Source organism: Methanomassiliicoccus luminyensis B10 (assembly GCF_000308215.1).
Lineage (GTDB): Archaea > Thermoplasmatota > Thermoplasmata > Methanomassiliicoccales > Methanomassiliicoccaceae > Methanomassiliicoccus > Methanomassiliicoccus luminyensis.
Genome location: NZ_CAJE01000012.1, coordinates 76,195 through 99,476, shown reverse-complemented (window position 1 = coordinate 99,476; position 23,282 = coordinate 76,195). Strand labels below are relative to the sequence as shown.

Annotated in this window: 25 protein-coding genes; 15 read left to right on the top strand and 10 right to left on the bottom strand. The window is 63.4% G+C overall.

The features are described from left to right. Positions 1-8: 8 nt before the first annotated feature. From WYS_RS14185 to WYS_RS03315, 7 genes are all read left to right on the top strand, one after another. The gene (locus WYS_RS14185; protein ID WP_019176744.1) at positions 9-392 is read left to right on the top strand and encodes a PadR family transcriptional regulator; all 384 of its coding nucleotides are present in this window, start codon (positions 9-11) and stop codon (positions 390-392) included. A gap of 148 nt (positions 393-540) precedes the next feature. Continuing rightward, a complete protein-coding gene (locus WYS_RS03340) occupies positions 541-1,455 on the top strand; it encodes an ABC transporter ATP-binding protein (RefSeq protein WP_019176743.1) in 915 nt (304 codons plus the stop codon). A 2-nt stretch (positions 1,456-1,457) separates the two neighbouring features. Continuing rightward, complete coding sequence (locus tag WYS_RS03335) at positions 1,458-2,549, top strand: ABC transporter permease (RefSeq protein WP_049796235.1); 1,092 nt, start codon at positions 1,458-1,460, stop codon at positions 2,547-2,549. 280 nt (positions 2,550-2,829) lie between these two features. After that, positions 2,830-3,717 carry an ABC transporter permease gene (locus WYS_RS03330; protein ID WP_019176741.1) on the top strand — a complete coding sequence of 296 codons (888 nt, stop codon included), beginning with the start codon at positions 2,830-2,832 and terminating at the stop codon, positions 3,715-3,717. Further along, entirely contained in the window at positions 3,718-4,563 is an 846-nt protein-coding gene (locus WYS_RS03325) for an ABC transporter ATP-binding protein (protein WP_019176740.1), read from the top strand. It abuts the gene before it with no gap. Beyond that, a complete protein-coding gene (locus WYS_RS03320; RefSeq protein WP_019176739.1) occupies positions 4,560-5,546 on the top strand; it encodes an ABC transporter substrate-binding protein in 987 nt (328 codons plus the stop codon). The genes WYS_RS03325 and WYS_RS03320 overlap by 4 nt, the downstream gene beginning before the upstream one ends. Positions 5,547-5,558: 12 nt before the next feature. Next, complete coding sequence (locus WYS_RS03315) at positions 5,559-6,620, top strand: uroporphyrinogen decarboxylase family protein (RefSeq protein WP_019176738.1); 1,062 nt, start codon at positions 5,559-5,561, stop codon at positions 6,618-6,620. Positions 6,621-6,642: 22 nt separating this feature from the next. On the opposite strand, the gene WYS_RS03310 is transcribed toward WYS_RS03315, so the two are convergent. The 5 genes from WYS_RS03310 to WYS_RS03290 all read right to left on the bottom strand — a co-directional run bounded on the left by WYS_RS03310 (position 6,643) and on the right by WYS_RS03290 (position 11,255). Beyond that, the gene (locus tag WYS_RS03310; RefSeq protein ID WP_019176737.1) at positions 6,643-7,662 is read right to left on the bottom strand and encodes an ABC transporter permease subunit; all 1,020 of its coding nucleotides are present in this window, start codon (positions 7,660-7,662) and stop codon (positions 6,643-6,645) included. Continuing rightward, positions 7,659-8,582: an ABC transporter ATP-binding protein gene (locus WYS_RS03305; protein WP_019176736.1), complete on the bottom strand. Its 924-nt coding sequence runs from the start codon at positions 8,580-8,582 to the stop codon at positions 7,659-7,661. Before WYS_RS03305 ends, WYS_RS03310 begins: the two co-directional genes overlap by 4 nt. A gap of 4 nt (positions 8,583-8,586) precedes the next feature. After that, the gene (locus WYS_RS03300; RefSeq protein WP_019176735.1) at positions 8,587-8,823 is read right to left on the bottom strand and encodes a hypothetical protein; all 237 of its coding nucleotides are present in this window, start codon (positions 8,821-8,823) and stop codon (positions 8,587-8,589) included. A gap of 68 nt (positions 8,824-8,891) precedes the next feature. Next, entirely contained in the window at positions 8,892-9,560 is a 669-nt protein-coding gene (locus tag WYS_RS03295) for a PRC-barrel domain-containing protein (RefSeq protein WP_019176734.1), read from the bottom strand. Between the two features lie 84 nt (positions 9,561-9,644). Then, on the bottom strand, positions 9,645-11,255 hold the full coding sequence (locus WYS_RS03290; RefSeq protein WP_019176733.1) for an aldehyde dehydrogenase family protein: 1,611 nt from the start codon (positions 11,253-11,255) through the stop codon (positions 9,645-9,647). A gap of 73 nt (positions 11,256-11,328) precedes the next feature. Here WYS_RS03290 and WYS_RS03285 point away from each other — a divergent pair, with 73 nt between their 5' ends. After that, positions 11,329-12,432 (top strand): sensor histidine kinase, encoded by a 1,104-nt coding sequence (locus WYS_RS03285; RefSeq protein ID WP_019176732.1) that lies wholly within the window; start codon positions 11,329-11,331, stop codon positions 12,430-12,432. On the opposite strand, the gene WYS_RS03280 is transcribed toward WYS_RS03285, so the two are convergent. Next, positions 12,368-13,663 carry an oligosaccharide flippase family protein gene (locus WYS_RS03280; protein WP_019176731.1) on the bottom strand — a complete coding sequence of 432 codons (1,296 nt, stop codon included), beginning with the start codon at positions 13,661-13,663 and terminating at the stop codon, positions 12,368-12,370. The two genes, WYS_RS03285 and WYS_RS03280, sit on opposite strands and share 65 nt — an antisense overlap. A gap of 114 nt (positions 13,664-13,777) precedes the next feature. Between WYS_RS03280 and WYS_RS03275 the strand changes: the two genes are divergently transcribed. Further along, on the top strand, positions 13,778-15,040 hold the full coding sequence (locus WYS_RS03275) for a UDP-glucose dehydrogenase family protein (protein ID WP_026068756.1): 1,263 nt from the start codon (positions 13,778-13,780) through the stop codon (positions 15,038-15,040). Between the two features lie 4 nt (positions 15,041-15,044). Next, positions 15,045-15,905 (top strand): UTP--glucose-1-phosphate uridylyltransferase GalU, encoded by an 861-nt coding sequence (gene galU, locus WYS_RS03270; RefSeq protein ID WP_019176729.1) that lies wholly within the window; start codon positions 15,045-15,047, stop codon positions 15,903-15,905. A 6-nt stretch (positions 15,906-15,911) separates the two neighbouring features. On the opposite strand, the gene WYS_RS03265 is transcribed toward galU, so the two are convergent. Further along, on the bottom strand, positions 15,912-16,514 hold the full coding sequence (locus WYS_RS03265) for a hypothetical protein (protein ID WP_019176728.1): 603 nt from the start codon (positions 16,512-16,514) through the stop codon (positions 15,912-15,914). Continuing rightward, complete coding sequence (locus WYS_RS03260; RefSeq protein ID WP_019176727.1) at positions 16,514-16,990, bottom strand: hypothetical protein; 477 nt, start codon at positions 16,988-16,990, stop codon at positions 16,514-16,516. Before WYS_RS03260 ends, WYS_RS03265 begins: the two co-directional genes overlap by 1 nt. 286 nt (positions 16,991-17,276) lie before the next feature. Between WYS_RS03260 and WYS_RS03255 the strand changes: the two genes are divergently transcribed. After that, complete coding sequence (locus WYS_RS03255) at positions 17,277-18,203, top strand: DMT family transporter (protein ID WP_019176726.1); 927 nt, start codon at positions 17,277-17,279, stop codon at positions 18,201-18,203. A 351-nt stretch (positions 18,204-18,554) separates the two neighbouring features. After that, positions 18,555-18,926, top strand: a complete 372-nt coding sequence (locus WYS_RS14180; protein WP_019176725.1) for a winged helix-turn-helix domain-containing protein — start codon at positions 18,555-18,557, stop codon at positions 18,924-18,926. A gap of 6 nt (positions 18,927-18,932) precedes the next feature. Here WYS_RS14180 and WYS_RS03240 read toward each other — a convergent pair whose 3' ends face one another. After that, positions 18,933-19,823 (bottom strand): NAD-dependent epimerase/dehydratase family protein, encoded by an 891-nt coding sequence (locus WYS_RS03240; protein WP_019176724.1) that lies wholly within the window; start codon positions 19,821-19,823, stop codon positions 18,933-18,935. A gap of 92 nt (positions 19,824-19,915) precedes the next feature. On the opposite strand from WYS_RS03240, the gene WYS_RS03235 reads away from it, so the two are divergent. The 3 genes from WYS_RS03235 to WYS_RS03225 all read left to right on the top strand — a co-directional run bounded on the left by WYS_RS03235 (position 19,916) and on the right by WYS_RS03225 (position 22,101). Continuing rightward, positions 19,916-20,152: a hypothetical protein gene (locus tag WYS_RS03235; protein WP_019176723.1), complete on the top strand. Its 237-nt coding sequence runs from the start codon at positions 19,916-19,918 to the stop codon at positions 20,150-20,152. A gap of 103 nt (positions 20,153-20,255) precedes the next feature. Further along, the gene (locus WYS_RS03230; RefSeq protein ID WP_019176722.1) at positions 20,256-21,722 is read left to right on the top strand and encodes a flippase; all 1,467 of its coding nucleotides are present in this window, start codon (positions 20,256-20,258) and stop codon (positions 21,720-21,722) included. Positions 21,723-21,777: 55 nt separating this feature from the next. Then, positions 21,778-22,101, top strand: coding sequence for a hypothetical protein (locus WYS_RS03225; RefSeq protein ID WP_147654401.1), 324 nt, complete (start codon positions 21,778-21,780; stop codon positions 22,099-22,101). 27 nt (positions 22,102-22,128) lie between these two features. Here WYS_RS03225 and WYS_RS03220 read toward each other — a convergent pair whose 3' ends face one another. Beyond that, entirely contained in the window at positions 22,129-23,190 is a 1,062-nt protein-coding gene (locus WYS_RS03220) for a DUF2117 domain-containing protein (protein ID WP_019176720.1), read from the bottom strand. Positions 23,191-23,282: the final 92 nt, after the last annotated feature.

The following is a 23,282-nucleotide window of genomic DNA, read 5'->3' as shown; positions in this document are numbered from 1 at the left end:
GGTTCCGGTTGATCAGCTGGGACGATGCCCAAGACGATCTAAGAAAAGCTTTCGGGACCCAGACGTTCAGGGCGGGGTTCCTGAAGCTTTCCATCCTCCGGATACTGTCCGAGAGGCCGCTGCACGGCTATGCGCTCATCAGGGAGATAGAGCGGATCACCGGGAGCGGCTGGAAGCCCAGCCCCGGGTCGGTGTACCCGGCGCTGCAGAGCCTCCAGGACAACGGTCTTATCCATCTCAGCGTCGACGGGAGGCAGCGGGTCTACCATATTACTCCCCTGGGAAATGACATGCTGATGCAGGCGATCCAGCAGGTTCAGGCGGGCCTGCAGAACATCCAGAACATACTGAGCTACAAGTATGAGGACGCCGACGGCAAAAAGGGCCGCTGACATTTACCGTACGCTCTTGCCGGCGCCCTCTCGGCGTCCGGAGGCCGGTGGGCCGAGGCCCCGTCCAGTGGGAGGGGGCGAACCAACCGGGTTTCTATGTCGGAATTCTATATATAGCAATCCCGAGATTGGGGCCAGGGTACCAGGATTGTCCGAGCAGGTAATCGTTGTTCATGATCTCGTCAAAAGGTACGATGATCTCGCCGCCGTCAACAGCATCGATTTCAGCGTCCAGAGGGGAGAGGTGTTCTCCATACTCGGCCCCAACGGCGCGGGGAAGACCACCACCGTGGAGATACTGGAGTGCCTGAAGACCAAGACGTCCGGCACCGTGGAGATACTGGGGATGAGCATCGACACCCAGGTCAGGGAGATCAAGAAGAGGATCGGGGTGCTCCCCCAGGCCTTCAACTCCTTCGATCTCCTCACGGTCAAGGAGAACCTGCAGTTCTTCGGCGACATGTACGATCGCCGCCTGGACGTGGACGAGCTGATAGATCTCGTCGAGCTCGGGAAGAAGAAGGACGAGTACTTCAAGAACCTGTCCGGGGGGCTGAAGCAGAGGGTCGGCGTGGCCATCTCCATGGTCAACGACCCTGACATCGTATTCCTGGACGAGCCGACCACGGGGCTGGACCCCAAGGCCCGGAGGGAAGTTTGGGACGTCGTAAAGGGCCTCCGGAACAAAGGGAAGACGGTCATCCTGACCACCCATTACATGGAGGAGGCCGAAGTGCTCTCGGACCGCGTCGCCATCATGGACTCCGGCAAGTTCATCGCTTTGGGAACGCCCAGGCAGCTGATAGATGAGTATGGCACCGGGACGGTGTGCGTCGTCAGGGGAGGAGGGGCGCCGGCGCACGCCGCGCTCAAGGACATCAACTCCGGCGCCGAGCTGCGGGAGAACGACGTCTTCATCCACGTGAGCGGAAGGGACGTCCTTCCCGAGATCATCAAGAGGCTGGAGGCGAGCAGGGCGTACTATGACGAGATCCAGCTCAAGAAGTCCACCCTCGAGGACGTGTTCCTGGGGCTCACCGGCAAGCGCATCCTGGAGGAGTGAGCATGGCCAACCGCATCATTGTCAACATAAAAAGCCAGGCGAAGATGTTCTTCCGTTCCAAGAGCTCGGTGTTCTGGACCGTGTTCTTCCCCGTGGTGCTCATACTGCTGTTCGGGGCCATCTTTTCGGACAGCGGCGGGTCCACCTATACGCTGTACGTGCAGAACCTCGACGAGGAGGCCGTTGGGTCCCAGCAATTCATAGACGCCCTGGAACAGACCGGGGCGCTGAAGATAGTGGAGGTCGACACCTCCACGGACGTGGAGCAGTACATCAAGGACAATTCGGTGTCCGCGCTCCTCATCATCCCTCAAGGCTCCATTGACAAGCTGATCAATCATGACCCCGCCGCACTGGAGCTCCGGATGGATCAGTCCAGCAGCTCGGCGAACGTTATCTTCTCCATCGTCAGCGCGGTGGCCGACGGCGTGAACTTGGAGATGGCGGGCGGCTCGCCGCTGCTCACCGTGGATACCGAGAACATCGTGTCCAGCCAGCTTAACTACATCGACTTCTTCCTGCCCGGGGTCATCGCCATCATGGTCATGCAGGACGCCGTCAATTTCGTGATAGGCACCCAGACCCGGTACCGCACCAACGGTATATTCCACAAGCTTGCCACCACCCCCCTCACCCAGTTCGAGTGGCTGATATCCCAGGCGGTGTTCCAGCTGGTCGTGGTGGCCATCTCGGTGGCGACCTGTCTGATCGTGGGCGTGCTGGCGTTCGGCATTCACGTGAACCTCGACATCATCTCGGTGGCCATCATGGTGGTCGCCACGATGCTGTTCTCGGCCATAGGGCTGATAATCGCCCGCTTCATCAAGGACGAAGAGGCGGCCGGGGCGGCCGCGGGGGCCATCACCTTCCCCATGATGTTCCTGTCGGGAAGCTTCTTCCCCCTGGAGCAGATGCCGAGCTTCCTGCAGTCCCTGGCGACGGTACTGCCCCTGACCTATGTCAACGAGGGGCTCCGCGACGCCATGATATTCGGCAACAGCGCCGGCGCCATCGACAACCTGCTGATACTGACGGTCCTGATGGTCGTGTTCATGGCCGCGGCGGTGTACCTCACCAATTGGAAGGAGAAGTAAAGCTACCCTTCAGGCGGCGAGGCCGCCGGCGCCCAGCGGCGCCGGTGCCCCTTGCCGGGCATGCCTAGAGGTTGCTCGGCCGCCGCGGGACATTTTTTTCACTATTGTTACGATTCACCATCGTTAAATAGCCAGAAAGGTCTTGAATTCGTACGCAATTATTATACTCTCGAATCAAAGTGGGGTTGCGGATGAGCACAGAAAGACCCTGCGACGGCGGGACGCCGCGCGCCGAGATCGCCCCTCTTTCGCACCGTATTCTCACGCCGATGGTGCGACAATGATGCCGACTGGCTCCCTTGCCAAGGAATCCGCCGTCCTGGACCGGGCTATCGCCGATGATGCGGTCCATTTCACGTTCGAGGGGGATGCCAAATCCTCGCTCCTGCGCAGGGTGCTGGTGGGGGCGGCCGGCTTGCTGCTGCTCTTGTTGGTATGGCAGGCGGTGTCAATGCTGGTGTTCGCGATAAAAGGGGTCACCTTCCCGACGCCGCTCGACACGGTCTCCCGGCTGGCGGACCTCCTGTCAGGGGACAAGCTGTACAGGTACACCATATTCGACCACCTCTACAACAGCCTGGTCAGGTGGATCTCCGGCTATTCCCTCGCGGTGGTCCTGGGCATCCTCATAGGGGCGGCCATGGGGACGAACGCCACGGTGCACGACATCATGATGGTCCCCGCATCGATACTCCAGCTCATCCCGGGCCTGGCCTGGATACCCGTGGCCCTGTTGATCTTCGGGCTAGGGGAGTCAGCCACCGTGTTCATGATCTTCATGACCGTCCTGCCCACCATCATCATCTGCACCGCGGGCGCCATCAGGTCGGTGCCGGAGATCTACCTGAGGTCGGCGAGGATGATGAACGTGGGAAGGGCCGCCACCTTCTTCCGCGTCCTGGTCCCCGCGGCGTCCCTGCAGGTGATCGACGGCCTGCGCGTGGGGATGGCCAGCGGCTGGAAGGTGCTCATCGCCGCGGAGATGGTGGTGGGGGCGGCCCTGGGGCTCGGCTACGTGCTGATCCAGGCCCGGTGGTCCCTGGACTTCGAGGCGGCCTTCGTCTCCATCATGGTGATTTGCATCATGGGCCTGTTCATCGAGAAATGCCTGTTCAGCGCCATCGAGCGGCGGGTCCGGGAAAGGCTCGGCCTGGAGAAAGGTGATTGAATGCTCCGCTTCACCGATGTGACGAAAGCGTTCATCGACCGGGGAAGGGGCGCGGGGGTCCTGGCGGTCCGGGATGTGGACCTGGAGGTAGGGGAGAACGAGTTCGTGTGCCTCATCGGGCCCAGCGGGTGCGGCAAGTCCACCCTGCTGAACATCGCCGCGGGCCTGGTCCGTCCCTCCAGGGGGCAGGCCAGCATCGACGGGACCGACATAACCGGGCCGGACCCCCGGGTGGGGATGGTGTTCCAGGAGCCCGGCCTGTTCCCGTGGCTGTCGGTGCTCGGCAACGTCGAGTTCGGGCTGAAGGGGAAGGGGCTGCCGAAGGGACAGCGGAGGGAGAAGGCCCTGGGGATGCTGGAGATGGTCGGCCTGGCGGACTTCAGGGACGCCCGCCCCACCGATCTCTCGGGAGGGATGCGCCAGAAGGCGGCGCTGGCGCGCGCCCTGGTGCTGGAGCCGGAGATCATCCTCATGGATGAGCCCTTCGGGGCCCTCGACGAGCAGGCCAGGAAGCATATGGACCTGGAACTGCTGAAGATCTGGGAGAAGGAACGCCGGACGGTGCTGTTCGTCACCCACAACATCGAGGAGGCGGTCATGTTGAGCACCCGGATAGTCCTGATGGACGCCCACCCCGGCCGGATCGTCCGGGAGTGGAAGGTAGGCATCCCCCGCCCCCGTGACCCCTTCCAGAAAGAAGTGACCGATCTGAAGATGGAACTGTCCCGGGCCCTCCAGGCCGTCCTGGAGGAGTGCGGGTGCAAGCGGTCGGAGACCTACGCGCCCATCGTGCCGGGGCTTGAAAGAACGATACCAGGTGAAGAAAGATGGAAGATCCAGGAATGAAGAGGAAATTGGCCGTCGCGGCATTGGCCGTGGTGGTGATAGTGGCTTCGCTGTTCGCCGCGGCGTTCGTGCTGGCGCCTTCGGAGGACGATGGCATGGACATAAGGATCACCTACTCCAACAAGGTGGACTACGAACCGTTCATCATCGCGAGCGCTCTGGGCTGTTTCGAGGACGAGGGATTGAACGTCACTCCGCTGATAGTCAGCGGAGGGGTGCAGTCCGCCGAGGCCATCGCCACCGGTTCCGCGGACCTCGCGGCCATGGGCGACGCTCCCGCGGTGACGATGATGTCCACCCTCCCCGGCGCCAGGCTGGTAGCGAGCTACGGGGGAGGCGAAGGAATGCATCGCCTGGTGGGCAATGCGACCATACCGGACGTGGCCTCCCTGGCGGGAAAGAAGGTAGGGGTGCAGGCGGGATCGAGCTCGGAAGGCGCGCTGATAAGGCTGCTGGAGACCAACGGGTTCGATCAGTCCCAGATAGAGAATATGATCGTGCCTCTTGCCCCCGCCGACATGCCCGCGGCGGTCAAGACCGACCAGGTCGACGCCGTCATGGGGAGCGAACCTTGGCCGCTCAACGTGGAGAACTACTGCGGAAGCGAAGTGCATGAGATCGCCACCTCCGCAGGGCTGGGCAGCACCTACCCGCTGTCCATAATGGCGTCCCAGAAGGCGGTGGCGGAGAAGCCCGAGGCCATAACCGCGGTGCTCAAGGCCATCGACCGCGCCATCGAGTATATGGAGGCGAACCCGTCCCAGGCGGTGGAGATGTGTGCCGAGATCATCGGCATAAGCGCGGCGAACGAGGAGAAGTGCCTCTCGTCGCTGGACTACCATCTCGGACTGAACGCGACGGACCTGGAGAGCCTGAACATCACCGCCGAGTTCCTGCTCGGCGCGGGGAAGATCAACGTCCTGCCCGACGTTGTGGCCAGCACTGACATGACCTTCCTCCGGGCCGCCAAGGGAGACCGCTGAGGTGGGATTAGGATGAAGGCGATGACCGCTCTTGAGCGCATGCGCGGTGCCCTTGAAGGCGGCATCCCCGACCGGGTGCCGGTGTTCCCCCGGGACCTCACCCTGGGGTTGAACGTTACGGGGGTCCCCACTCCCCAGGTCTGCGCCGGGGACTTCGATGCCGAGGCCTCGTCTCAAGCCATGGTGGCGGCCCAGCGGGCTTTGGGACATGACGCGATGGTGGGGAGCGTCCAGTTCGTGGGGCTGGAAACGGAGATGCTGGGCGGGAAGTTGAAATTCCCCCAGTGGGGGGTCCCCTCGGTGGCGGAACCGGCCTTCAAGACCCCCTGGGACGTGGAGGAGGCGGAGCTGCCCGATCCTCTCACGGACGCGCCGCTCTGCAACGTGGTGCGCGCGTACCGGCTGACCGCGGACCGCCTAGGCAGGGAGGTCGCCATCCTGGGGAACATAGAAGGTCCGGTCACCAAGGCGGGCGTCCTGAGGGGGCTGGACCGCCTGCTCATGGACCTCATGGAAGAGCCCGCCCTGGGCCGGAAGACCGTAGAGTTCGCCACCCGGCTGGGAACGGACCTCATCGGGGCCCTGGCCCTCAACGGAGTGAACTGCGCGACGTTCCTGGCCGCCGCGACCGACAACCCCGACCTCATCGGCCCGCAGTGGTTCCGGGAACTGACCCTCCCCGGCCTGCGCCGCCTTACCGAAGCGGGACGGCCCTGGGAGCTGCCCACCATCTTCCACCCTCACGGCAACTTCACCGATCCATCCTTCCACGACCTGGTGGACGAGGCCCTCGCGCAGGGGGTAAGAGGGTTCCAGTTCGCTGAGGACAACGATCTGGCAGCGGCAAAGCAGCGCTGGGGCGATGGGGTGTGCGTACTGGGAGGGATCGATACCTTCACTACCCTGCTGTTCGGCCCGGAGGAGCGCATCCGCCGCGAGGTGGAGGAGTGCCTGCGCGGCTGCGCGCCGGGAGGAGGGTTCGTTCTCATGCCCTCCTGCTCCCTCCACCGCGGGATGCCCCTGGACCATGTCAGGGCCATGGTGGGCGCTGCTCACGACCTTTGGACGTACTGAGACGGCCGCTCGCGGGGGCCTCTCACTTCCAGTTCACCAGTATGCTCTCCCTGCGGAAGGTCTTCACCGCCAGGAGGAGTATGCCGATATCGATGATCAGCACCAGCGCCGTCACCAGGAGCATATTGAGGACGGTGAGCTGCAGCCCGCCGAGCAGGACGACGACGAAGATCAGCACTACCGGCAGCACGATCAGGGAGCCGATCTGCTGCGAGGCCCTCACGTCGCTCACCTTGGAGGAGACGATCACGTTCAGGGCGATGCTCATGACGCAGAACAGCGGCGCCAGCAGGATCACCCCGACGAGCCAGACCGGGCTCAGTATCGGCGTGTAGCCGAGGACCGGAGAGGCCATGACGGTCACGATCGCCGCGAAGGGAATGAACGACAGCCAGGTGGCGGCCATGCACGGCAGGAATATGGACAGCGATTTCCCGACCAGCAGCTCGGAGTCGCTGGTCGGCGTCGCCAGCAGAGGCTCCAGGCTCTTGCTGACCTTCTCGCCGACGAAGCTGTACGAGGCTATCACCGTGGGGATGGTCACCGGTATGATGATGAAGAACATGAGCAGGAAATCGATGAACTGCCCCAGGAACTCCAGGTCCGGGGGCTCCTGTCCCAGGACCACCACGTCCGAGGCGGCGCTGCCTATGTACGTCACGTTGTTGAGATTGGAATGGAACATCGCGCTGTCCGTCAGCGTGGTATTGCCCAGGTAGGAGTTGCGGACCAGCGTCGATCCGACGTTCCCGCCCTCGATGACCGATCCCGTGATCACGGCATTGGTGATATTGCAGTTCACGAAGGTGGTGTTGGAATAGGTGCCGGTAACGTTCTCCCCCGTCATGGTGAACTGGGTATTCAGCCCCAGGTCGTGAGGCTCGGTCTCGGGAGTGACCATGGCGAAGGGGGTCATGTAGATCAGGGGCAGCACTATGCCCATGAGCATGGGCATGAGGAGTATCGTATACATGATGTACTTGTTCTTCCTGAACTCCGCGAGGTCCTTCCTCGCCACCGTCCAGACCTTGTCCCACCTCATTGCCTTCCCCCCAGGAGACGGAGGTACACGTCCTCGAGCCCGCGCTTGAGCTCGTTCACGAATTCCACCTGCCCGCCCTGCCGGACGATCTCGGCCACTATCACGGGGTTCACCGTCTCGGGGTCGGTGACCTCCACCAGCAGCTTGTTGTCGATCTGCTTCACGTCGGTGACCCCGCTGATGGACCGCACCGCCGCTACCATGGACGGGGTGACGGACCGGAGGTGCAGGACGGTGGTCCTGCCCCAGAACATCCTGGACAGCTCCTCCGGGGAGCCGGTGGCGAGCATGCGGGTCTTCATGACCCCGATCTTGTCGCACAGCCTCTCCGCGTCATCGAGGTTGTGGGTGTTGATGAATATGGTCCGCCCCTCCTTCTTCAGATCCAGCAGGTAGTTCCGTACCGTCAGGGAGGCCTCGGGATCGAGCCCCGAGGTCGGCTCGTCCAGGAACAGGTACTCCGGCTCGTGGACCAGGGCCCGGGAGATGGCGATCTTCTGCCTCATCCCCTTGGAGAACTTGCCCACGATGTCGTCCCGGCGGTCCCAGATGCCCAGGGTGGTCAGCAGGCTCCTGATGCGCTCGGCCCTTTTGGCCTCGGGGACGCCGTACAGCTTGGCGTAGAACTCCAGGTTCTGGTTCGCCGACAGGGTGTCGTACAGCCCGGGCATCTCCGGCAGCAGGCCTATCTTGGACCGTATGGTGATGGCGTTCTCCGGACTGGCGACATCCAGCCCGCCCACGTAGGCGGTCCCGCTGGTCGGCGCGATGAGGCAGGTCAGCATCCTGATGGTGGTGGTCTTCCCGGCGCCGTTGGGCCCGATGAACCCGAATACCTCGCCGTCCCGTATGCATAGGTCCACGCCGTCCACGGCGGTGATGTTGCCGAAGCGCCTGGTGAGGCCGGAGGTCTCGATCATTCCCTTACATCTCCTCGTACTTGCTGTCGTTCAGCCGCTTCCTGAGAGCCTCCTCTTCGGAGAGGGGCGCCCCGTGCTCCTCCTTCAGCGCCTCGGCGGCGGCCGGAGGGGCGAAATGGACCTCGGTGAGCCGGTGGCAGGACGGGCATATCTCGTAGCGCTTGACCAGCAGGTTGATGCCGAAGGCCCGGGGCTTGAAGGTCCGCAGGCAGTGAGAGCAGGTCCTCTCATTGAACAGCATGCTTCGCACATCGAAAAGAGAGAATTAAAAGTATCGCACCATCGTGCGATCCGGGGGACCTGGCTGGCTCAGGGACCCTGACGGTACTGGTCCCGGTACTGCTCCGGGGGCTCCCAGCGCTCTTCCTGGGGTGGGCCGGGGGGCGGGGGAGGGGGCCCGCCAGAGGGAGCGCCCCGGTTCCTCAGCGACTCCTTGAGCTCGCCCATATCTATGCCCATCATCACCATGTCCCCGATGGCCCGTATGTCCGCGGTGCGCACGGGGACCAGGGGAGAGGTCATGAAGGAGCGCGACATGTTCAGCTCTTCAACGGTGGAGCGGTCCGGTTTCACCTGGAGGTACGGAACGCTCCAGTCGCCGGCGGGGTCGAAGAGCATGTTGTCGACCATCCCGATGTAGCGGGCGTTTCGGAGGATCACCCGCATCCCCATCAGGGAGCCGGCCGGGGTCACCGTTTCCTGCTCCTGGTAGATCGTCTCGCCCACCGAGGACAGGGGCAGCTTCATGATGACGGTGTCGGAGATGGCCTCGAGGTCCTGGGTCCGCATGTACACCTTCTCCACGGAGAACGGGCGCTTCTTGATGCCGGCAAGGTCCTCGACCCCCCGCCGCAGACCTACGGATAGCGCTGGCACCTTCCACTGGAGGAGGTCCACTCCCACCCCCTCTACGGTGCCCACGACCCTGGCATCGGAGCTGATCACCTCCAGTCCGATTATCTCCTCCAGCCCCAGCATCGGCGTTATTACGGGGCCTCCGCCCTAAAAATGGTTTCGCAGATGACCCGCACGAAGCTGGCCGGGGCGCCGCGATCCCGCTGCTCAGCGCACCATGGTCCGGCTCTGCTCCCTCATGAACTGCGGGAGGTAGTGAGGACCTCCCGTGCCCTTGCCAGTGGAGCCGGAGGCCTTCCATCCCACGAAGGACTGCCCTCCCACCATGGCCCCGGTGGTCCCGCCCCTCCGGCGGTTGGCGTACACCACCCCAAAGTCGGCCCGGTCGAAGAAGCTCTCCGCCTCGGCCTCGCTGCCGGTGAAGATGCCGGCGGTAAGGCCGAACTCAGTATCGTTCGCTCTCCTTATTGCGTCATCGAGGGACCCGAACCCCTGGACGCACAGTATGGGGACGAACAGCTCCCGTCTCATCAGCTCGTGGCCTTCCGGCAGACCGTCGATGATGGTCGGCGCGACGTAGTAGCCATGGGAGAGGCCCCCCTCGACCCTCCTCCCCCCGACCCTGACGCGACCGTCCCGCCTGCCCAGCTCGGACCATTTTACGAAGTCGTCCATGGCCTTGCGGGTGATCACCGGCCCCATGTAGGTGCCCTTGTCGAAGGGGTCGCCTACCGCCATTTCCTCGGCCCTCTCTACCAGCATGTCCGTGAACCGGTCCTTTACCGACGACTCCACGTACACGCGGGAGCATGCCGAGCACTTCTGCCCGGAGTAGCCGAACGCCGACGCCGCCACCCCGTCCGCCGCGGCCTCCAGGTCCGCCGATGCCGTCACGATGATGGGGTTCTTGCTGCCCATCTCGGCGATCACGGGCCTCTGCCCCGGGCGGGGCGGGTTGCGCATGATGCTTTCCCCTACCGATTGGGAGCCGGTGAACACCACCCCGTCCACATCCTTGTTGCCTACCAGAGCGTCCCCCACTCCCTCCCCCGGGCCGGCCACCAGGTTCAGCGCTCCCGGCGGCATGCCCGCCTCGACCATTACGTCGAAGAACTGGCAGGCCGGGAGCGGGGCGGACGAGGTGGGCTTCAGCACGACGGTGTTGCCGGTGATCAGCGCCGCGGTGGTCATCCCCGCGGTGATAGACAGCGGGAAGTTGAACGGGCAGATGACCGCCCATACGCCATAGGGGCGAAGCTTCAGGCGCACCTCCTCATCGGGATAGGGGGCATCCCTGGCCACCTCGTACCCGTCGTTCCGCCGCATCTCCCTGCCGTAGTACTCCATGAAGTCGATGGCCTCGTCCACCTCGCCCATGGCCTCATGGCGGTTCTTGCCGTTGTCCAGGGTCAGGGACGCCGCCAGCTCGTACTTGCGCTCCCGCATTATGCCGGCGGCCCGCTCGAATATCCTCACCCGCTCCATCCAGTCCGTGCCAGACCAGGAGGGGAAGGCTTCCCTGCAGGACCGCACCGCTTCCCTGGCCTCATCGGCATTGCCCAGGCCGAAGGTCCCCACCACCCTGCTCTCGTCAGTGGGGCTGAGGTCCTTGAACATCTTCCCGCGTGCCGCCCTGCCTCCGATGTGGTTGGGATGTTCGGTGCCGCCGGAGGAAAGAACCTCCTCTGCGGCGCGCTCGTACGCGGTGTGGAAGGCGGCCTCCCCGCCCTCCGAGGCCTCCCTCTCGTAGGTCTCCTCGTTCATGAAAGGCATGTCCAGCGCTCCGAACGTTCGACCGCTCTCAATGAAGATAAACATTCCCGGGGAAACCGAGGTCCGTGGGCAAAAGATAAGACCCCCCGAGGGGTCTACTATACCGGTCGGTGAGATCATGACCGGGGAGCTTGTCGGGGCCCTGAGGGAAGCGTGGCGCAAGGCATTTTCCGAGGCGAAGTTTCCCGCGGCCATCCTGGACAAGGACAGGAAGGTCGCGGCCGCCAACGCGCCCGGGCAGGAGTGGCTGGATCGGCGGGGCGGCGCCGAGACCGTTCTGGCGGCCCCCGGCATCGAACTTCCGCTCCAGCGCGGCCGAGTGGCAGTTATATCCTCGCCCCCCGCGCCGGAGGGAATGGTGCTCCTGGGCCTGAGGGGCGGCTCCATGCTGCTGTGCCCGGCCGACGGGCGGGCCGGCGCCGAGGACTACGTCCGGCTGTTCTGCGCCTTCCTGGCGGCAGCGGAGACCGCGGCCAGACGGAACGACCGCCTGGACGTATATCACGAGCTATTGACGCACGACGCCCCGAACTACATCACTGCGGTGTACGGCTACCTCCAGATGATGCAGTCCCAGGACCTCCCGCCGGAAAAGCTCCGCAGGTACGTGGATGCTTCGATAGAGCAGACCGAGGCGCTCAACCAGCTGATCGACACCGCCAGGACGCTGCGCCAGCTGGAGACCTCACCCCTGAAGGAGGTGGGGCCCCTGGACCTGGACGAGGCCATCGCCAGGAGCGTGGGGGCGGCCCGGGAGGCCAACCGGGGCAAGGGCGCCGCCGTGGAGGTGCGGATGCCTCCCGGAGAGCACGTGATCGACGCGGAGACGGCGCTCCCCCAGGCCTTCACCATCGTCCTGGACAATGCCATCCGCTACTCCGACGCCCCCGAGATCGCGGTGGAGGCGGATGACGACGGGGCGAAGTGGCATCTGAGGTTCGAGGACAACGGCCGGGGCATACCGGACGACAAGAAAGAGTTCGTGTTCCTGCGCTTTGACCGCCTGGACAAGCAGAAGAAGATACGGGGCAGCGGGCTGGGCCTGGCGCTGGCCCGGGCATTGGTGGAAAGGCACGGCGGCCGCATCTGGGTGGAGAACCGCGTTCCCGGCGACCACACTCAGGGCAGCGTGGTCCACATCGTCCTGCCCAAGAGGATCAGAGAGGCAGCCTCAGAGTCCTCTCCCGCTCCACCAGGAACAGATAGAACACGCTCAGGATGATATTGAACGCACCGGTGGCGACCATGACGCCGGCCAGTACCTCGGGGGTGTACGGGCTCACCGCTCCCGCCGTTATCGCCATCAGCGCGCCCATGAAGACGACCGTGAGGCCCATGATGACTATGTAGGCGTGGCCGTCAGTAGCGAGGCCGTACAGCATGAACAGGTTCGCCAGGCCCAGGAGCATCATGGCCACCGCGAGTATCTGCAGCACCGGGATGGTCAGGTCCAGAGGGTACTTGCCCGGCACTAGGATGCCCAGGATGAACTCGGGGGCCAGGAGGTAGGCCAGCGTTACGATGCTGGACAGCACCAGGGTCAGCAGGACGGCGCTCTTCAGGATGCTGTGGGTGAACCCCTTCTCGGCGTGGGCCTTGGCGATCTTGGGGAACATCACCGCCGCGATGGCCTGGGGCAGGAACAGCACGATCTTGGCGAGCATGGACGCCCCGGTGTATATGTTCGCGACGTCCTTGTCGAAGAGCAGGGCCGCGAATATCACGTCCACTTGGGTGAGGATGGTGAAGCACAGCACGCCGATCATCGAGGGCACGGTGAACCGCCAGATCTCCTTCGTCTCCACGGCGGTGCCCGGCGCCCGGAGGTACTTGCGTACCATGATGAACGACAGCCCCGCCCCGAAGGCCAGGCCGATGACCACGCCGCCCACCGCGCCGGAGACGCCGTATCCCATGAGGACCAGGCCCAGGCCCACGGTGAGCTTGAGGACGTAGTTCACCACGCTCTGCAGGCCGTATCGGGTGAACCACTGCAGCCCCTGGAGGGGGCCGGCCCCCACCGGCGACATCAGGGACACCAGGACGCCGATGCCGATGAGAACGCTGGGCAGATAGGAGGTCAGCATCAGCGCCTCGCGCACCTGGGGGATGGTGAGCATCAGGACGATGATCAGTCCGAGGGCCGTCCCCGCCACCGTCGCCACCACCATAGTGCGCCGCATGAGCCAGGAGATCGCTCCCTCCTGCCCCTCCGCCTTGTACTTGGAAACGTACCGGATCATGACGTTGGCTATCGCGCTGGAGGGGACGGAGACTATGTACAGGATCGCCAGAAGGGTGTTTATCTCGGAAACGTAGGGAAAGGCGTAGTTCTGCATGCTTATCTGGAACAGGAAGTTGCACCCGCCCCCCACGACCGTGGCTACGAGCATGATGAACGCGGGGCCGCCCATCCCCTCGGCGTTCAATGACCCGAGCATCTTCCTGAACATGACACCCGAGCCAATCACCCTCACCTTCTTAATCCTTGCCTTGACGGCAGAAAGCTGGAAATGTTAATATGGCCGATATTCTTTGCGAGACCACGATATATCGGGGTGCTGAACCTGAAGGTGTCCGTCCTCGGAACTGGATACGTGGGCCTGGTGACAGGGGTCTGCCTGGCGGAGCTGGGGCACGACGTGGTGTGCGTAGACGTGGTGCCGGAGAAGGTGGCCGCCATCAAGGCCGGCCGTTCGCCCATATTCGAGCCCCAGCTGGACGGCCTCCTGGTGAAGCACCTGGAGAGAGGGGATTTCCGCGCCACCCTGGATATCAAGGAGATCGCGGGGACGGACGTGACGTTCATCGCCGTCGGTACGCCCTCCAAAGATGACGGGTCCCTGGACCTCCGGTACGTGGAGAAGGCCGCCGAGGGCATCGGCGGGGTGCTGTCGAGGAAGGACGGATATCATGTCGTCGTGGTGAAGAGCACGGTGACCCCGACCACCACCGAGTGCCTGGTCATCCCCACGCTGGAGCGCGCCTCCGGCAGGAGAGCGGGGCGGGACCTCGGCGTGGCCGTCAACCCAGAGTTCCTGAAGGAGGGGATGGCCGTGGACGACTTCATGAACCCCGACCGAGTGGTCATCGGTGCGGTCGACGAGAGGGCCGCCGAGGCAGTGAGGTCGCTGTACGCCAGCTTCGACTGCCCGTTCCTTCTGACCACGCCTTCTACGGCGGAGATGGTCAAGGTCGCCTCCAACTCCTTCCTGGCCACGAAGATCTCGTTCGTCAATGAGCTCGGCAACATCTGCAAGCTCATGGGCATCGACGTCCGCGACGTGGCGAAAGGGATGGGCATGGACAAGCGCATCGGGCCGCACTTCCTGCGGGCGGGGTGCGGGTTCGGCGGCTCGTGCTTCCCCAAGGACGTGGCCGGCCTGGTGGCTGAGGCCGGGAGGAGGGGCTACGACCCCGTCCTCATGCGCGCTGCCCTGGAGGTCAACGAGAGACAGCCCGAGGTCATGCTGTCCCTCCTGGACAAGAACATGGACGTCAGAGGCAAGCGCGTGGCGGTCCTCGGTCTGGCGTTCAAGCCCATGACCGACGACATCAGGGAGGCCAGCTCCCTGAGGATCGTGAAGGGGCTGCTGGACCGCGGCGCGGAGGTGCGGTGCTATGACCCCAAGGCCATGGACAACTTCCGCAGGGAATTCGACGCGCCCACTTATTGCTCTTCCCCCTCCGAATGCGTCAGGGGCGCCGACGCCATCCTCATCGTGACTGAATGGAGGGAGTTCGAGGACCCCTCCCTTTACGGCAATGTACTGGTCGTGGACGGAAGGGGGGTAGTGAGGACGAAGAACTACGAAGGCATCTGTTGGTGATTAGATGAAAGCGGTGATACCTGCAGCCGGGTTCGGGGTGAGGTTCCTCCCCCTTACCAAGGACCAGCCCAAGGAAATGCTGCCGGTGGTGCACAAGCCCACCATCCAGTACGTGGTGGAAGAGGCGGTGGCAGCGGGCATCACCGATATATTGGTAATAACCGGCCGGGGAAAGCGCTCCTTGGAGGACCACTTCGACCGCTCCCTGGACCTGGAGATGCTGCTGGAGCGGCAGGGGAGGACGAAGGAGCTGGACATGATCCGGAAGATCTCCAACATGGCCGACATCCATTACATCCGCCAGAAGAACCCCAACGGGCTCGGCGACGCCATCCACTTGGCCCGGCGGCACGTGGGGAACGAGCCGTTCGCGGTGATGCTGGGCGATAACATCCACCGCTCCGAGGTCCCCGTGGTGAAGCAGCTGATAGATGTGCACGAGCAGGTCGGCGGGTCCGTGATCTCGGTGGAGGCGGTCCCCCAGGAGAAGCTCAAGGATTACGGCAACATCAAGGCCAAGAAGATATCCGACCGCCTGTACCAGGTCCTGGACCTCATCGAGAAGCCCGGGCCGGAGGAGGCCATGTCCAATCTCGGCATCACCGGCACCTATGTTCTCACGCCCAAGATCTTTGACTGCTTGGAGAGGACCCCGCCTGGCCGCGGGGGCGAGATACAGCTCACCGACGCCCTGCGGCTGCTGAACACCACCGACCCCATCTACGGCTACGTCTTCGAGGGCACCAGGTACGATGTCGGCGACAAGCCAGGGTGGCTGAGGGCCACCATTGATCTGGCGCTGCAGGATCCCGAACTGGGGCCGCAGCTCCGGCCGTACGTCGCCGAGCTGATGAAAAAGTATTGAGACTGCTCAGGCCCGCTGGGCCCACCGGCCGTTCTCCAGGCCCTCGCGCAGCTTCGGAAGGTAGAACGGCGCCATCAGCGCGACGACCGCTCCCCCCAGTATGTCGAACGACAGGTCCGTGGCGCTGTCGTCGAGGGAGTACTGCATGGTCATGTTCAGGATCATGTCGAAGGAGAACTCCAGCACCTCCCAGATCACCCCGGCGAATACGACCGTCCCCACTACCAGGGCCGGGAACGCTCGCGGAGGGAGGCGGAGGAACGAATAGTGGTCCTCCACCAGCAGTAATCCGATCACGATTACGGCGGCGATGACCATGGACGCCAGCATGTGGGTCATGATGTCCCACCACCACACCAGGTCGTACATGTGGAGAAGGATGCCGGACACGTGCAGTATGTTCACCAGCCCGGTTATGGCCGTCAGCGACCACGGGAGGGTGAGGAGGCGGCGCCTCCGCAGCGCCCATGGGATCGCGGTCATGCCTATCCCGACGAGAGAAAAGAACGCCGGGTACGGCTTCATGAACGCCACGCTGAGGACGAAGTTCGCGGCCATCAGGGTGCCGAAGAACACCAGGCACCACAGCTCATTGTCCTCCTCGCTCATCAGCCCGCCTCCGGAAGATCGAGCAGGCGCAGGGCCGGCTCCGACCACGCCAGGGAAATGGTGATGAGGAGGGAGCCCCACAGGTTGAAGAACAGCGGCCACATGAGGCCGCCGCTGCCGTTTATGAACGAAGTGCCCAGGATCAGGTCGGAATAGTATCCCCCGAGCTGGAACAGGGTGGCCACCGAGACCGAGGCTAAAAGGGCGATCACCAGCAACCCGTGGGGCTCAACGCGGAAGGCCCCCCTCAGGCCGATCAGGACCATGAAGGAGAGGCACACGAGGTAAAGGACCGCCACCCCCGCCAGGACCGCCAGCGGCGACAGGATGTCGTCCCCCAGCCCCAGGAGGCCCAGTGCCGGCAGGGCCAGCATGGCCGCCACTATGAACGAGATCGCGGCGCCGGGGTCCCTCCTTTCCCGGACCCACGCGACGGCCAGAGCGAGGGACAGGACGGCGAGGAACTCCCACTCCACGCGGGAGGTCCACGCGGCCCAGGCCAGGGATGCCAGGGACGCCGCGAGCAGCAGGTACAGCGATCTCAGCGACAGGACGGCCCCTCCCGGCGCTCAGGCTGGAGCGCCGGCGATGCGGCGCGGCCAGCTTCCAGTGGTTCGCTCCTCGGCATCTTCGACATGGGACCGAACGAGCTTGGGAATCGGGAGGCCATATAGATTTCTTAGCTCAGAGGCCGGACGGCGGGAAAGCGTTCGAAAAGACTATGTCCATCAAGCTATTGCTAAGCTCCATCGGAGGGGGAGGATGAGGGCGGGAGAGCCGGCCGGCGAGGGCATCCGGAAGAGCGAGAGGGGCGCGGTGGCCGCGACGCTCCTGGCGAGCCTGCTGTTCGCCTCCCAGTACGTGGTCATAAAGACCGGGCTGGGGTCCTTCGACCCCCTGATGTTCGGGGCCATGACCATGACCGTGGGAGGCCTCCTGGCATTCCTCGTGGTGCATCGGCGCAGGGGCGTGGACCGGCGGATCTTCAGGCACTGGGAGGTGTGGGCGGGCGCCCTGATCTCGGTGGTCATGATCTCCTGCCAGTACATCGGCCTGACCATGACCTCGGCGTCGGTGGGCGGCCTCATCGTGGGGAGCAACATCATCTTCGTGGTGCCGCTGTCGGTGGTCCTGTTCCGGGAGCCCCTGGGGCGGGGAAGGGCAATAGGCCTGGCGCTGGGCCTGCTCGGACTCGTCACCATCACCACCGGATGGGACGCCGATAGCCTCGATACCGGCATGTTCATGGGCGACCTCCTCCTGCTGGTGGCGTCGTTCTGCATCGCCGCCAACTATCCCATGACCAAGCTGGCGGTCCGCCACATGGGGTACGACGAGTGGATCATGGCCTTCCACCTGCTGTCGATCGCCCCCCTCCTGGCGCTGTCGCTCCTGGCCGGCGGGAGCTACGGGGCGGACCAGGGGGTGGCCTTGGCGGCGCTGTACGTCGGCCTGCTGTGCACCTCCCTGCCCACTATGCTGTGGGCCCGCGGCCTCCGCTCCATCACCATGGCCACCTCGGCGACGGTGCTGCTGTCCGAGTCGGTCTTCGCCGTGATCTTTGGCATCATCCTGCTGGGGGAGCCGGCCGATCTCCATACCATAGCCGGTGCGGTCCTGGTCTTCGCGGCCATATTCCTGGTGGCCTACCGCCCCCGCGGACCGACGGCGCGGCCTGGCGAGAGGTAGAAAAAAAGGGGTTTACGCCGAGCGGGCAAGGCATCGGAAGAATTATTTCTTCTTGCCCTTCTTCTCGTCCTTCTTCTTTTCGGCAGCCTTAGAGGCGCAAGCCATTGAAGAACCTCGGGACATTATATCATCCTGGATTTATAAAACATATGCATCCCCCCTCCTCCCGCCGCGGGAGCGTTTCTCCCTGATGATGATAGCCGGTTCTTGATATTGATATCGAGACTGAGGGTGAAAAACAGGGCGAGCTAGCACGTCTGGCATGAGCTCCAAAGGAAAATTCACTTTTGATAATCAACCCTGATAGCTTATATATTCATATAACGGGATTCAGGCCGCAGGTGTAATGGGATGCACGCACTAGAAACCTCCAGACTCCTGACAGAAGAATATTCCGCCAAGATCCTTCTGGCGACCATGGGCAAGGCCAAGAGCGCTTTCGAGCTCTCTGAGAAGCTGGGAATACCGATAGCGGCATGCTACCGCAAGATCAACCTGCTGGAATCGGCCGGCCTGATCTACTGCGACGAGCGCAAGCTGACCCGCGCGGGCAAGCGGATCAACCTGTACAAGGCTCGGGTGAAGAACGCGCAGATCACCTTCGAGAAGAACAAGATAAAGGCCAAGATCGAGATGATCGACGGCACCACCGAGGACTACAACTACAACATAGACATGAACGTCTTCGTGAAGCCAGGCACCTCCAGCGTGGTCGATATCTGAGATCGTTCATTGGAAGAAGGTCCGGAGCCCGTCCTCCAGGGTGACGCGGGTCCGGAACCCCAGTTCTTTCTCTGCCAGTGAAACTTCCGCCACGGAGTGCTTGATGTCGGCGGTGCGGGGGGCCACGTGCTCTATCCGCACCTCTCCCGGCGCTATTCTCTTCACCGTCTCCGCCAGCTCGCTGATGGTGGTCCCCGCTCCCGAGCCGCAATTGAGGGTGAGGCCGTCCACGTTCGACTCGAGTATGAGGCGGAGCATCCTGGCCACGTCCGAGGCGTGCAGGAAGTCACGGGTCTGATCCCCTTCTCCCTCGATACGCAGGGCCTCGCCGCTCTTGGCCCTCTCGGTGAACTTGGTTATCACTCCGGAATATGGGCTGGAGGGATCGGCCCGCGAGGAGTAGAAGTTGAACGGCCTGACCACCGTGCCCTTCATCCCGAATGACGACCCGAACGCCCGGGTGTACGCCTCAGCGGAAAGCTTGCTGGTGCCATAGAACGACAGCGGGGCGGCGGGGTGCTTCTCGTCCACCGGGATGTATAGGGGGTTCCCGTACACCGCCGCGCTGGAGATATATATGAACTTCTTGACCCCCGAGTCCCTGGCGGCCCTGAGCACGCTTATGGTCCCCATAACGTTCTGATCGGCATCGAAGGCGGGGTCCTCAGTGGAGCGCTGCACCGATACCTGCGCGGCGGTGTGGATGACCGCGTCGGCCCCTTTCATGGCCCTGCGCATCGCCTCGGTGTCCCGGATGTCCGCAACCTCTACCTTCCCCATCGCGCTCTTGTGCACCGCGGGCCTGGTGTCCACGCCCCATGCATCATGCTTCCCTGCCAGCTCCTCGAAGACGTACGAGCTCAGCTGGCCCGATCCCCCCGTGACCAGAACGTTCACGGAGCCTGCATATGGAGCGATGCTGATAAAAACGCTTTCGATGGACGCGCGGGACAACACCGTCAAAAGTATGATTAAGGACCGCTCCTTATTTGGGTCAGGAGGGATGCGGGACGCTGATCAGCGGGATAGGACTTGGCCTTATCGCTCTTGTCGTGTTCATTGTAATAGTGATTTTCATCCTGGCACTGATCGTGGGGGCGTTGCTGTTCCTGCTCCCCGCCACCATCGTGGCAGTGATCGTGTGGCTGCTCAGCGGCGGCAACTTCCTCTACGCGGTCATCGCGTTCATCATCGTGGCCGTCCTGGTCAAGCTGGCCAGGCGCTGACGGGCCGGGCCCCGTCCCGCCGGTCCCTTTTTTCCGCTCCGCTTCCCGTTATATACCGGGGGTTCGCAATAGTATCAAGATTCACTAGAGGTCAGGCTGTATCATGGGTCTCGTAAGAAGCGTCGCCAAGAACACTCTTGCCATGGGCTCGGTGCAGTTGGCCAGTCAGATTTCCACCTTCATTCTGTCGATCTTCCTCCAGTACCACCTGGGCAATGCGTACGGCGTCTACTCCTACGCCTTCTCCCTGGCGTCCCTCGTCTTCATCCTGGCGGACTTCGGCCTGGGGTTCCAGATGGTGGTGGACGTGTCCCCCAACCACAAGATCTCCTCCCAGTACCTGACCAATACCCTGTTCCTGAGAGCCCTCTTGGGCGGGGCGAGCATGATCATCACCCTGGTCATCGTTATCATATCGGCCCTGCCGCAGGACGTGTCCCTGGCCATCATGATCATCGCGCTGTCCACCGCATTCAACTGGATATCGCTCACCTTCACGTCCATGATGACCGCGTTCGAGCGCATGCATTATGTGCTGTACACCAATCTGGTGGAGCGCGTATTCACCGTCAGCGTGGCCATCGCGCTGCTGACCCTGGGCTTCGGGCTGGAGGCCATCGTCCTGGTCGTGCTCACCGGTTCGATGCTCAACGTGGTGCTGAGCTGGCTCACCACTTCCAAGTACATCACCAAGCCGGCCCGCCGGCCCGATCTGGCGCAGTCGAAGCACCAGATCAGGACGGGGGTGCCTTACGCCCTCACCGGGGTGCTGACCACCTCCCTGTACTCCCTGAACGCCGTCCTGGTGTGGAACGTGATCATGTGGACCGGGCAGGGCAGCTACATGGCAGCCCACGCCACCGCGCTGTACAACCTGAGCTTCAACCTGGTGGTGGCGCTGATAGCGGTTCCGACCATCCTCATCACCGCCCTGCTGCCGGTGATATCGAGGATGTACAAGACCTCCACGGAAATGACCAAGCTGACCCAGCAGAAGGTCATGAAGTACATGTTCTCCCTGGGGCTGCCGATGAGCATAGGGGGCATCATCCTGGCGGATGGCATCATCCAGTTCTTCTACGCGCCGGAGTTCTGGGAGTCCGCCCGGGTGTTCCAGTACCTTGTTCCGGTCATCGCCATCAGCTACTTCGGCACCGGGATAGGGAGCGTGCTGGCGTCGGCCAAGCTGATCAGGCTCAATACCATGGCCTCGGGGGTGGGGGCGACGGTGAACCTCGTCCTGTGCCTGGTCCTAATACCGTTCCTGGGGGCGATAGGGGCGGCCCTCGCCTTCACGATATCCTTCCTCGCCCTCACCATCACGGGGCTGCACTTCCTCACCAAGAACGTGTTCAAGGTCGACCTGCTGGACATCTTGATAAAACCGTCCGTGGCAGGGCTGGGCATGGGGCTGGTGCTGGTGGTGCTCCCGGGCCTGTTCCCGGGGCTCGGCTTCATCCCTTGGATCATAGTCGGCGTCGTCGTGTACTTCGCCCTCATGCTGGCGGTGGGGGCGCTGAACAAGGAGGACAAGGAGATCCTGGTCAAGATACTGAAGAAGGAGGCCTGAATTGGCAAAGGATTATGAATGGTGCCTGGTAATAATTATCTAAGGTGATATCAAAATGGCTCGAACCGAGACAACGAGCGCCACTCGATACTTGGAACTTGGATGCATGGAGCCCCGAGAGGTCCTCACGACCGACGGGAGGGTCATCGGCAACCTGCTGGGCGGATGGATCGACCCGTCCAACTGGACGGTGTCGGACCTGGTGATCGAGCTGGACAAGAGGGCCGTCGAGGAGCTGGCGGTGAAGAAGCACGCCCTTAGGTCCTCCAAGGTCAGGATCCCCACGAGCCGCGTGAAGATCTTCTCCGACGTGGTCCAGCTGGACGCCGACATAGGCACCCTCAGCGGGTCTTTGATCGAGATGGGAAAGAAGGGCTGAGGTCAAGAGTTCGGGCCGATGCCTTTTTCAAACCTCTTTCCTCTCGACGCTCAATAGCTTGTCCCCTGCCAGTTCTTTTATGGAGCCGATCAGGTCGTCCAGGGTGCCCTCGTATTCCACGCTGTCCCGGCCGCGGAAGACCTCCCGGCGCACCAGCGCTCCCAGCTGATCGTCGTTGCCCGGCCGGAGCCTCAGCGCCGCCGAGCCCTCCGCCGCGGTTCGGTCGGAGCATATCCCGTCCTCGTCGCCGTCGGTGATGCCGATGACGGGGATGCCCCTCCGGGCCAGCAGGGCGGTGGTGATGCGGGTGGTGTCGTCGCCCACCGACACCGCGGCCCTGACGCCCTCCCAGCGGAACGCCGAGCTTTCCGCGCGATGGTCCACCAGGATGACTTTAGTGCCGGTGCCGCGCGGCGCCGTCAGGGGCCTCGATGAGGTCCTGCGCACCGAGCCGGAGCGTATGATGGCCCGGAAAAGGTCCACTTCACCGAGCTTGCCCAGGCCGTGCTGCTTGATCTCCAAGCCCTCGAAGGACAGCAGGCCGCCGCGGGAGGATATCACCACTTTCGAGGATGTGGCCCTTCCCACCACCGTCCCGTTGATCCACACGTTCTCGCCCGGAATGACGCCGTAAACGGGCCTTGTTCCCTCATCCGCCGTCCCGAGAGCGGGAGCGCTCGCCTCCGAGGGGGCAAGCTCGCGCACCACCTTCATCAGGCCCTCGGGGGGCCGGCCGGACCACACCACGAAGAAGCCGTCGTCCAGGTGCACCATGGGTACCCTTATCCTGCTGGAGACCTTGCGCGCCACCATGCCGCCGAGGGCCAGGCCGGAGGCGCGGCTCTTCGCATGGTTCAGCAGCAAAAGGGCGTCGCATCCCGAGGCCAGGTCCAGAAGGGCGTCGGACACGAGCTGTCCCGGCACGATGGCCACGCGGTCCTCCAGGCCAGCGTCGAGGACGGCGGTGGCGCCCATCGCGCCCCCCAGGGTGGCGATGACCTCGCCCCTCTCCCCCAGAGCGTCCAACGCCCGGGCCGCCGTTCCGGAGTCGATGACCTCGGCGCCGTGGATGACCACTCCGAACCTCATTGGAGAGGAGTATCCAGGCGGCCACTTATAAAAAGCATCGTCGGAAAACCGCCTTCTAAATCGTGGATTGAATACAATCAACATATTTGCAG

Excerpts from the sequence above, each read along its gene's own strand:
- WYS_RS03290 (WP_019176733.1), bottom strand. The coding sequence starts at position 11,255 with ATGTTTATCTTCATTGAGAGCGGTCGAACGTTCGGAGCGCTGGACATG.
- WYS_RS03280 (WP_019176731.1), bottom strand. The coding sequence starts at position 13,663 with ATGTTCAGGAAGATGCTCGGGTCATTGAACGCCGAGGGGATGGGCGGC.
- WYS_RS03265 (WP_019176728.1), bottom strand. The coding sequence starts at position 16,514 with ATGAGCGAGGAGGACAATGAGCTGTGGTGCCTGGTGTTCTTCGGCACC.
- WYS_RS03330 (WP_019176741.1), top strand. The coding sequence starts at position 2,830 with ATGATGCCGACTGGCTCCCTTGCCAAGGAATCCGCCGTCCTGGACCGG.
- WYS_RS03230 (WP_019176722.1), top strand. The coding sequence starts at position 20,256 with ATGGGTCTCGTAAGAAGCGTCGCCAAGAACACTCTTGCCATGGGCTCG.
- WYS_RS03335 (WP_049796235.1), top strand. The coding sequence starts at position 1,458 with ATGGCCAACCGCATCATTGTCAACATAAAAAGCCAGGCGAAGATGTTC.
- WYS_RS03220 (WP_019176720.1), bottom strand. The coding sequence starts at position 23,190 with ATGAGGTTCGGAGTGGTCATCCACGGCGCCGAGGTCATCGACTCCGGA.
- WYS_RS03295 (WP_019176734.1), bottom strand. The coding sequence starts at position 9,560 with ATGCTGGGGCTGGAGGAGATAATCGGACTGGAGGTGATCAGCTCCGAT.
- WYS_RS03315 (WP_019176738.1), top strand. The coding sequence starts at position 5,559 with ATGAAGGCGATGACCGCTCTTGAGCGCATGCGCGGTGCCCTTGAAGGC.
- WYS_RS03310 (WP_019176737.1), bottom strand. The coding sequence starts at position 7,662 with ATGAGGTGGGACAAGGTCTGGACGGTGGCGAGGAAGGACCTCGCGGAG.
- WYS_RS03325 (WP_019176740.1), top strand. The coding sequence starts at position 3,718 with ATGCTCCGCTTCACCGATGTGACGAAAGCGTTCATCGACCGGGGAAGG.
- WYS_RS03320 (WP_019176739.1), top strand. The coding sequence starts at position 4,560 with ATGAAGAGGAAATTGGCCGTCGCGGCATTGGCCGTGGTGGTGATAGTG.
- WYS_RS14180 (WP_019176725.1), top strand. The coding sequence starts at position 18,555 with ATGCACGCACTAGAAACCTCCAGACTCCTGACAGAAGAATATTCCGCC.
- WYS_RS03225 (WP_147654401.1), top strand. The coding sequence starts at position 21,778 with ATGGCTCGAACCGAGACAACGAGCGCCACTCGATACTTGGAACTTGGA.
- WYS_RS03300 (WP_019176735.1), bottom strand. The coding sequence starts at position 8,823 with ATGCTGTTCAATGAGAGGACCTGCTCTCACTGCCTGCGGACCTTCAAG.
- WYS_RS03285 (WP_019176732.1), top strand. The coding sequence starts at position 11,329 with ATGACCGGGGAGCTTGTCGGGGCCCTGAGGGAAGCGTGGCGCAAGGCA.
- WYS_RS03305 (WP_019176736.1), bottom strand. The coding sequence starts at position 8,582 with ATGATCGAGACCTCCGGCCTCACCAGGCGCTTCGGCAACATCACCGCC.
- galU (WP_019176729.1), top strand. The coding sequence starts at position 15,045 with ATGAAAGCGGTGATACCTGCAGCCGGGTTCGGGGTGAGGTTCCTCCCC.
- WYS_RS03255 (WP_019176726.1), top strand. The coding sequence starts at position 17,277 with ATGAGGGCGGGAGAGCCGGCCGGCGAGGGCATCCGGAAGAGCGAGAGG.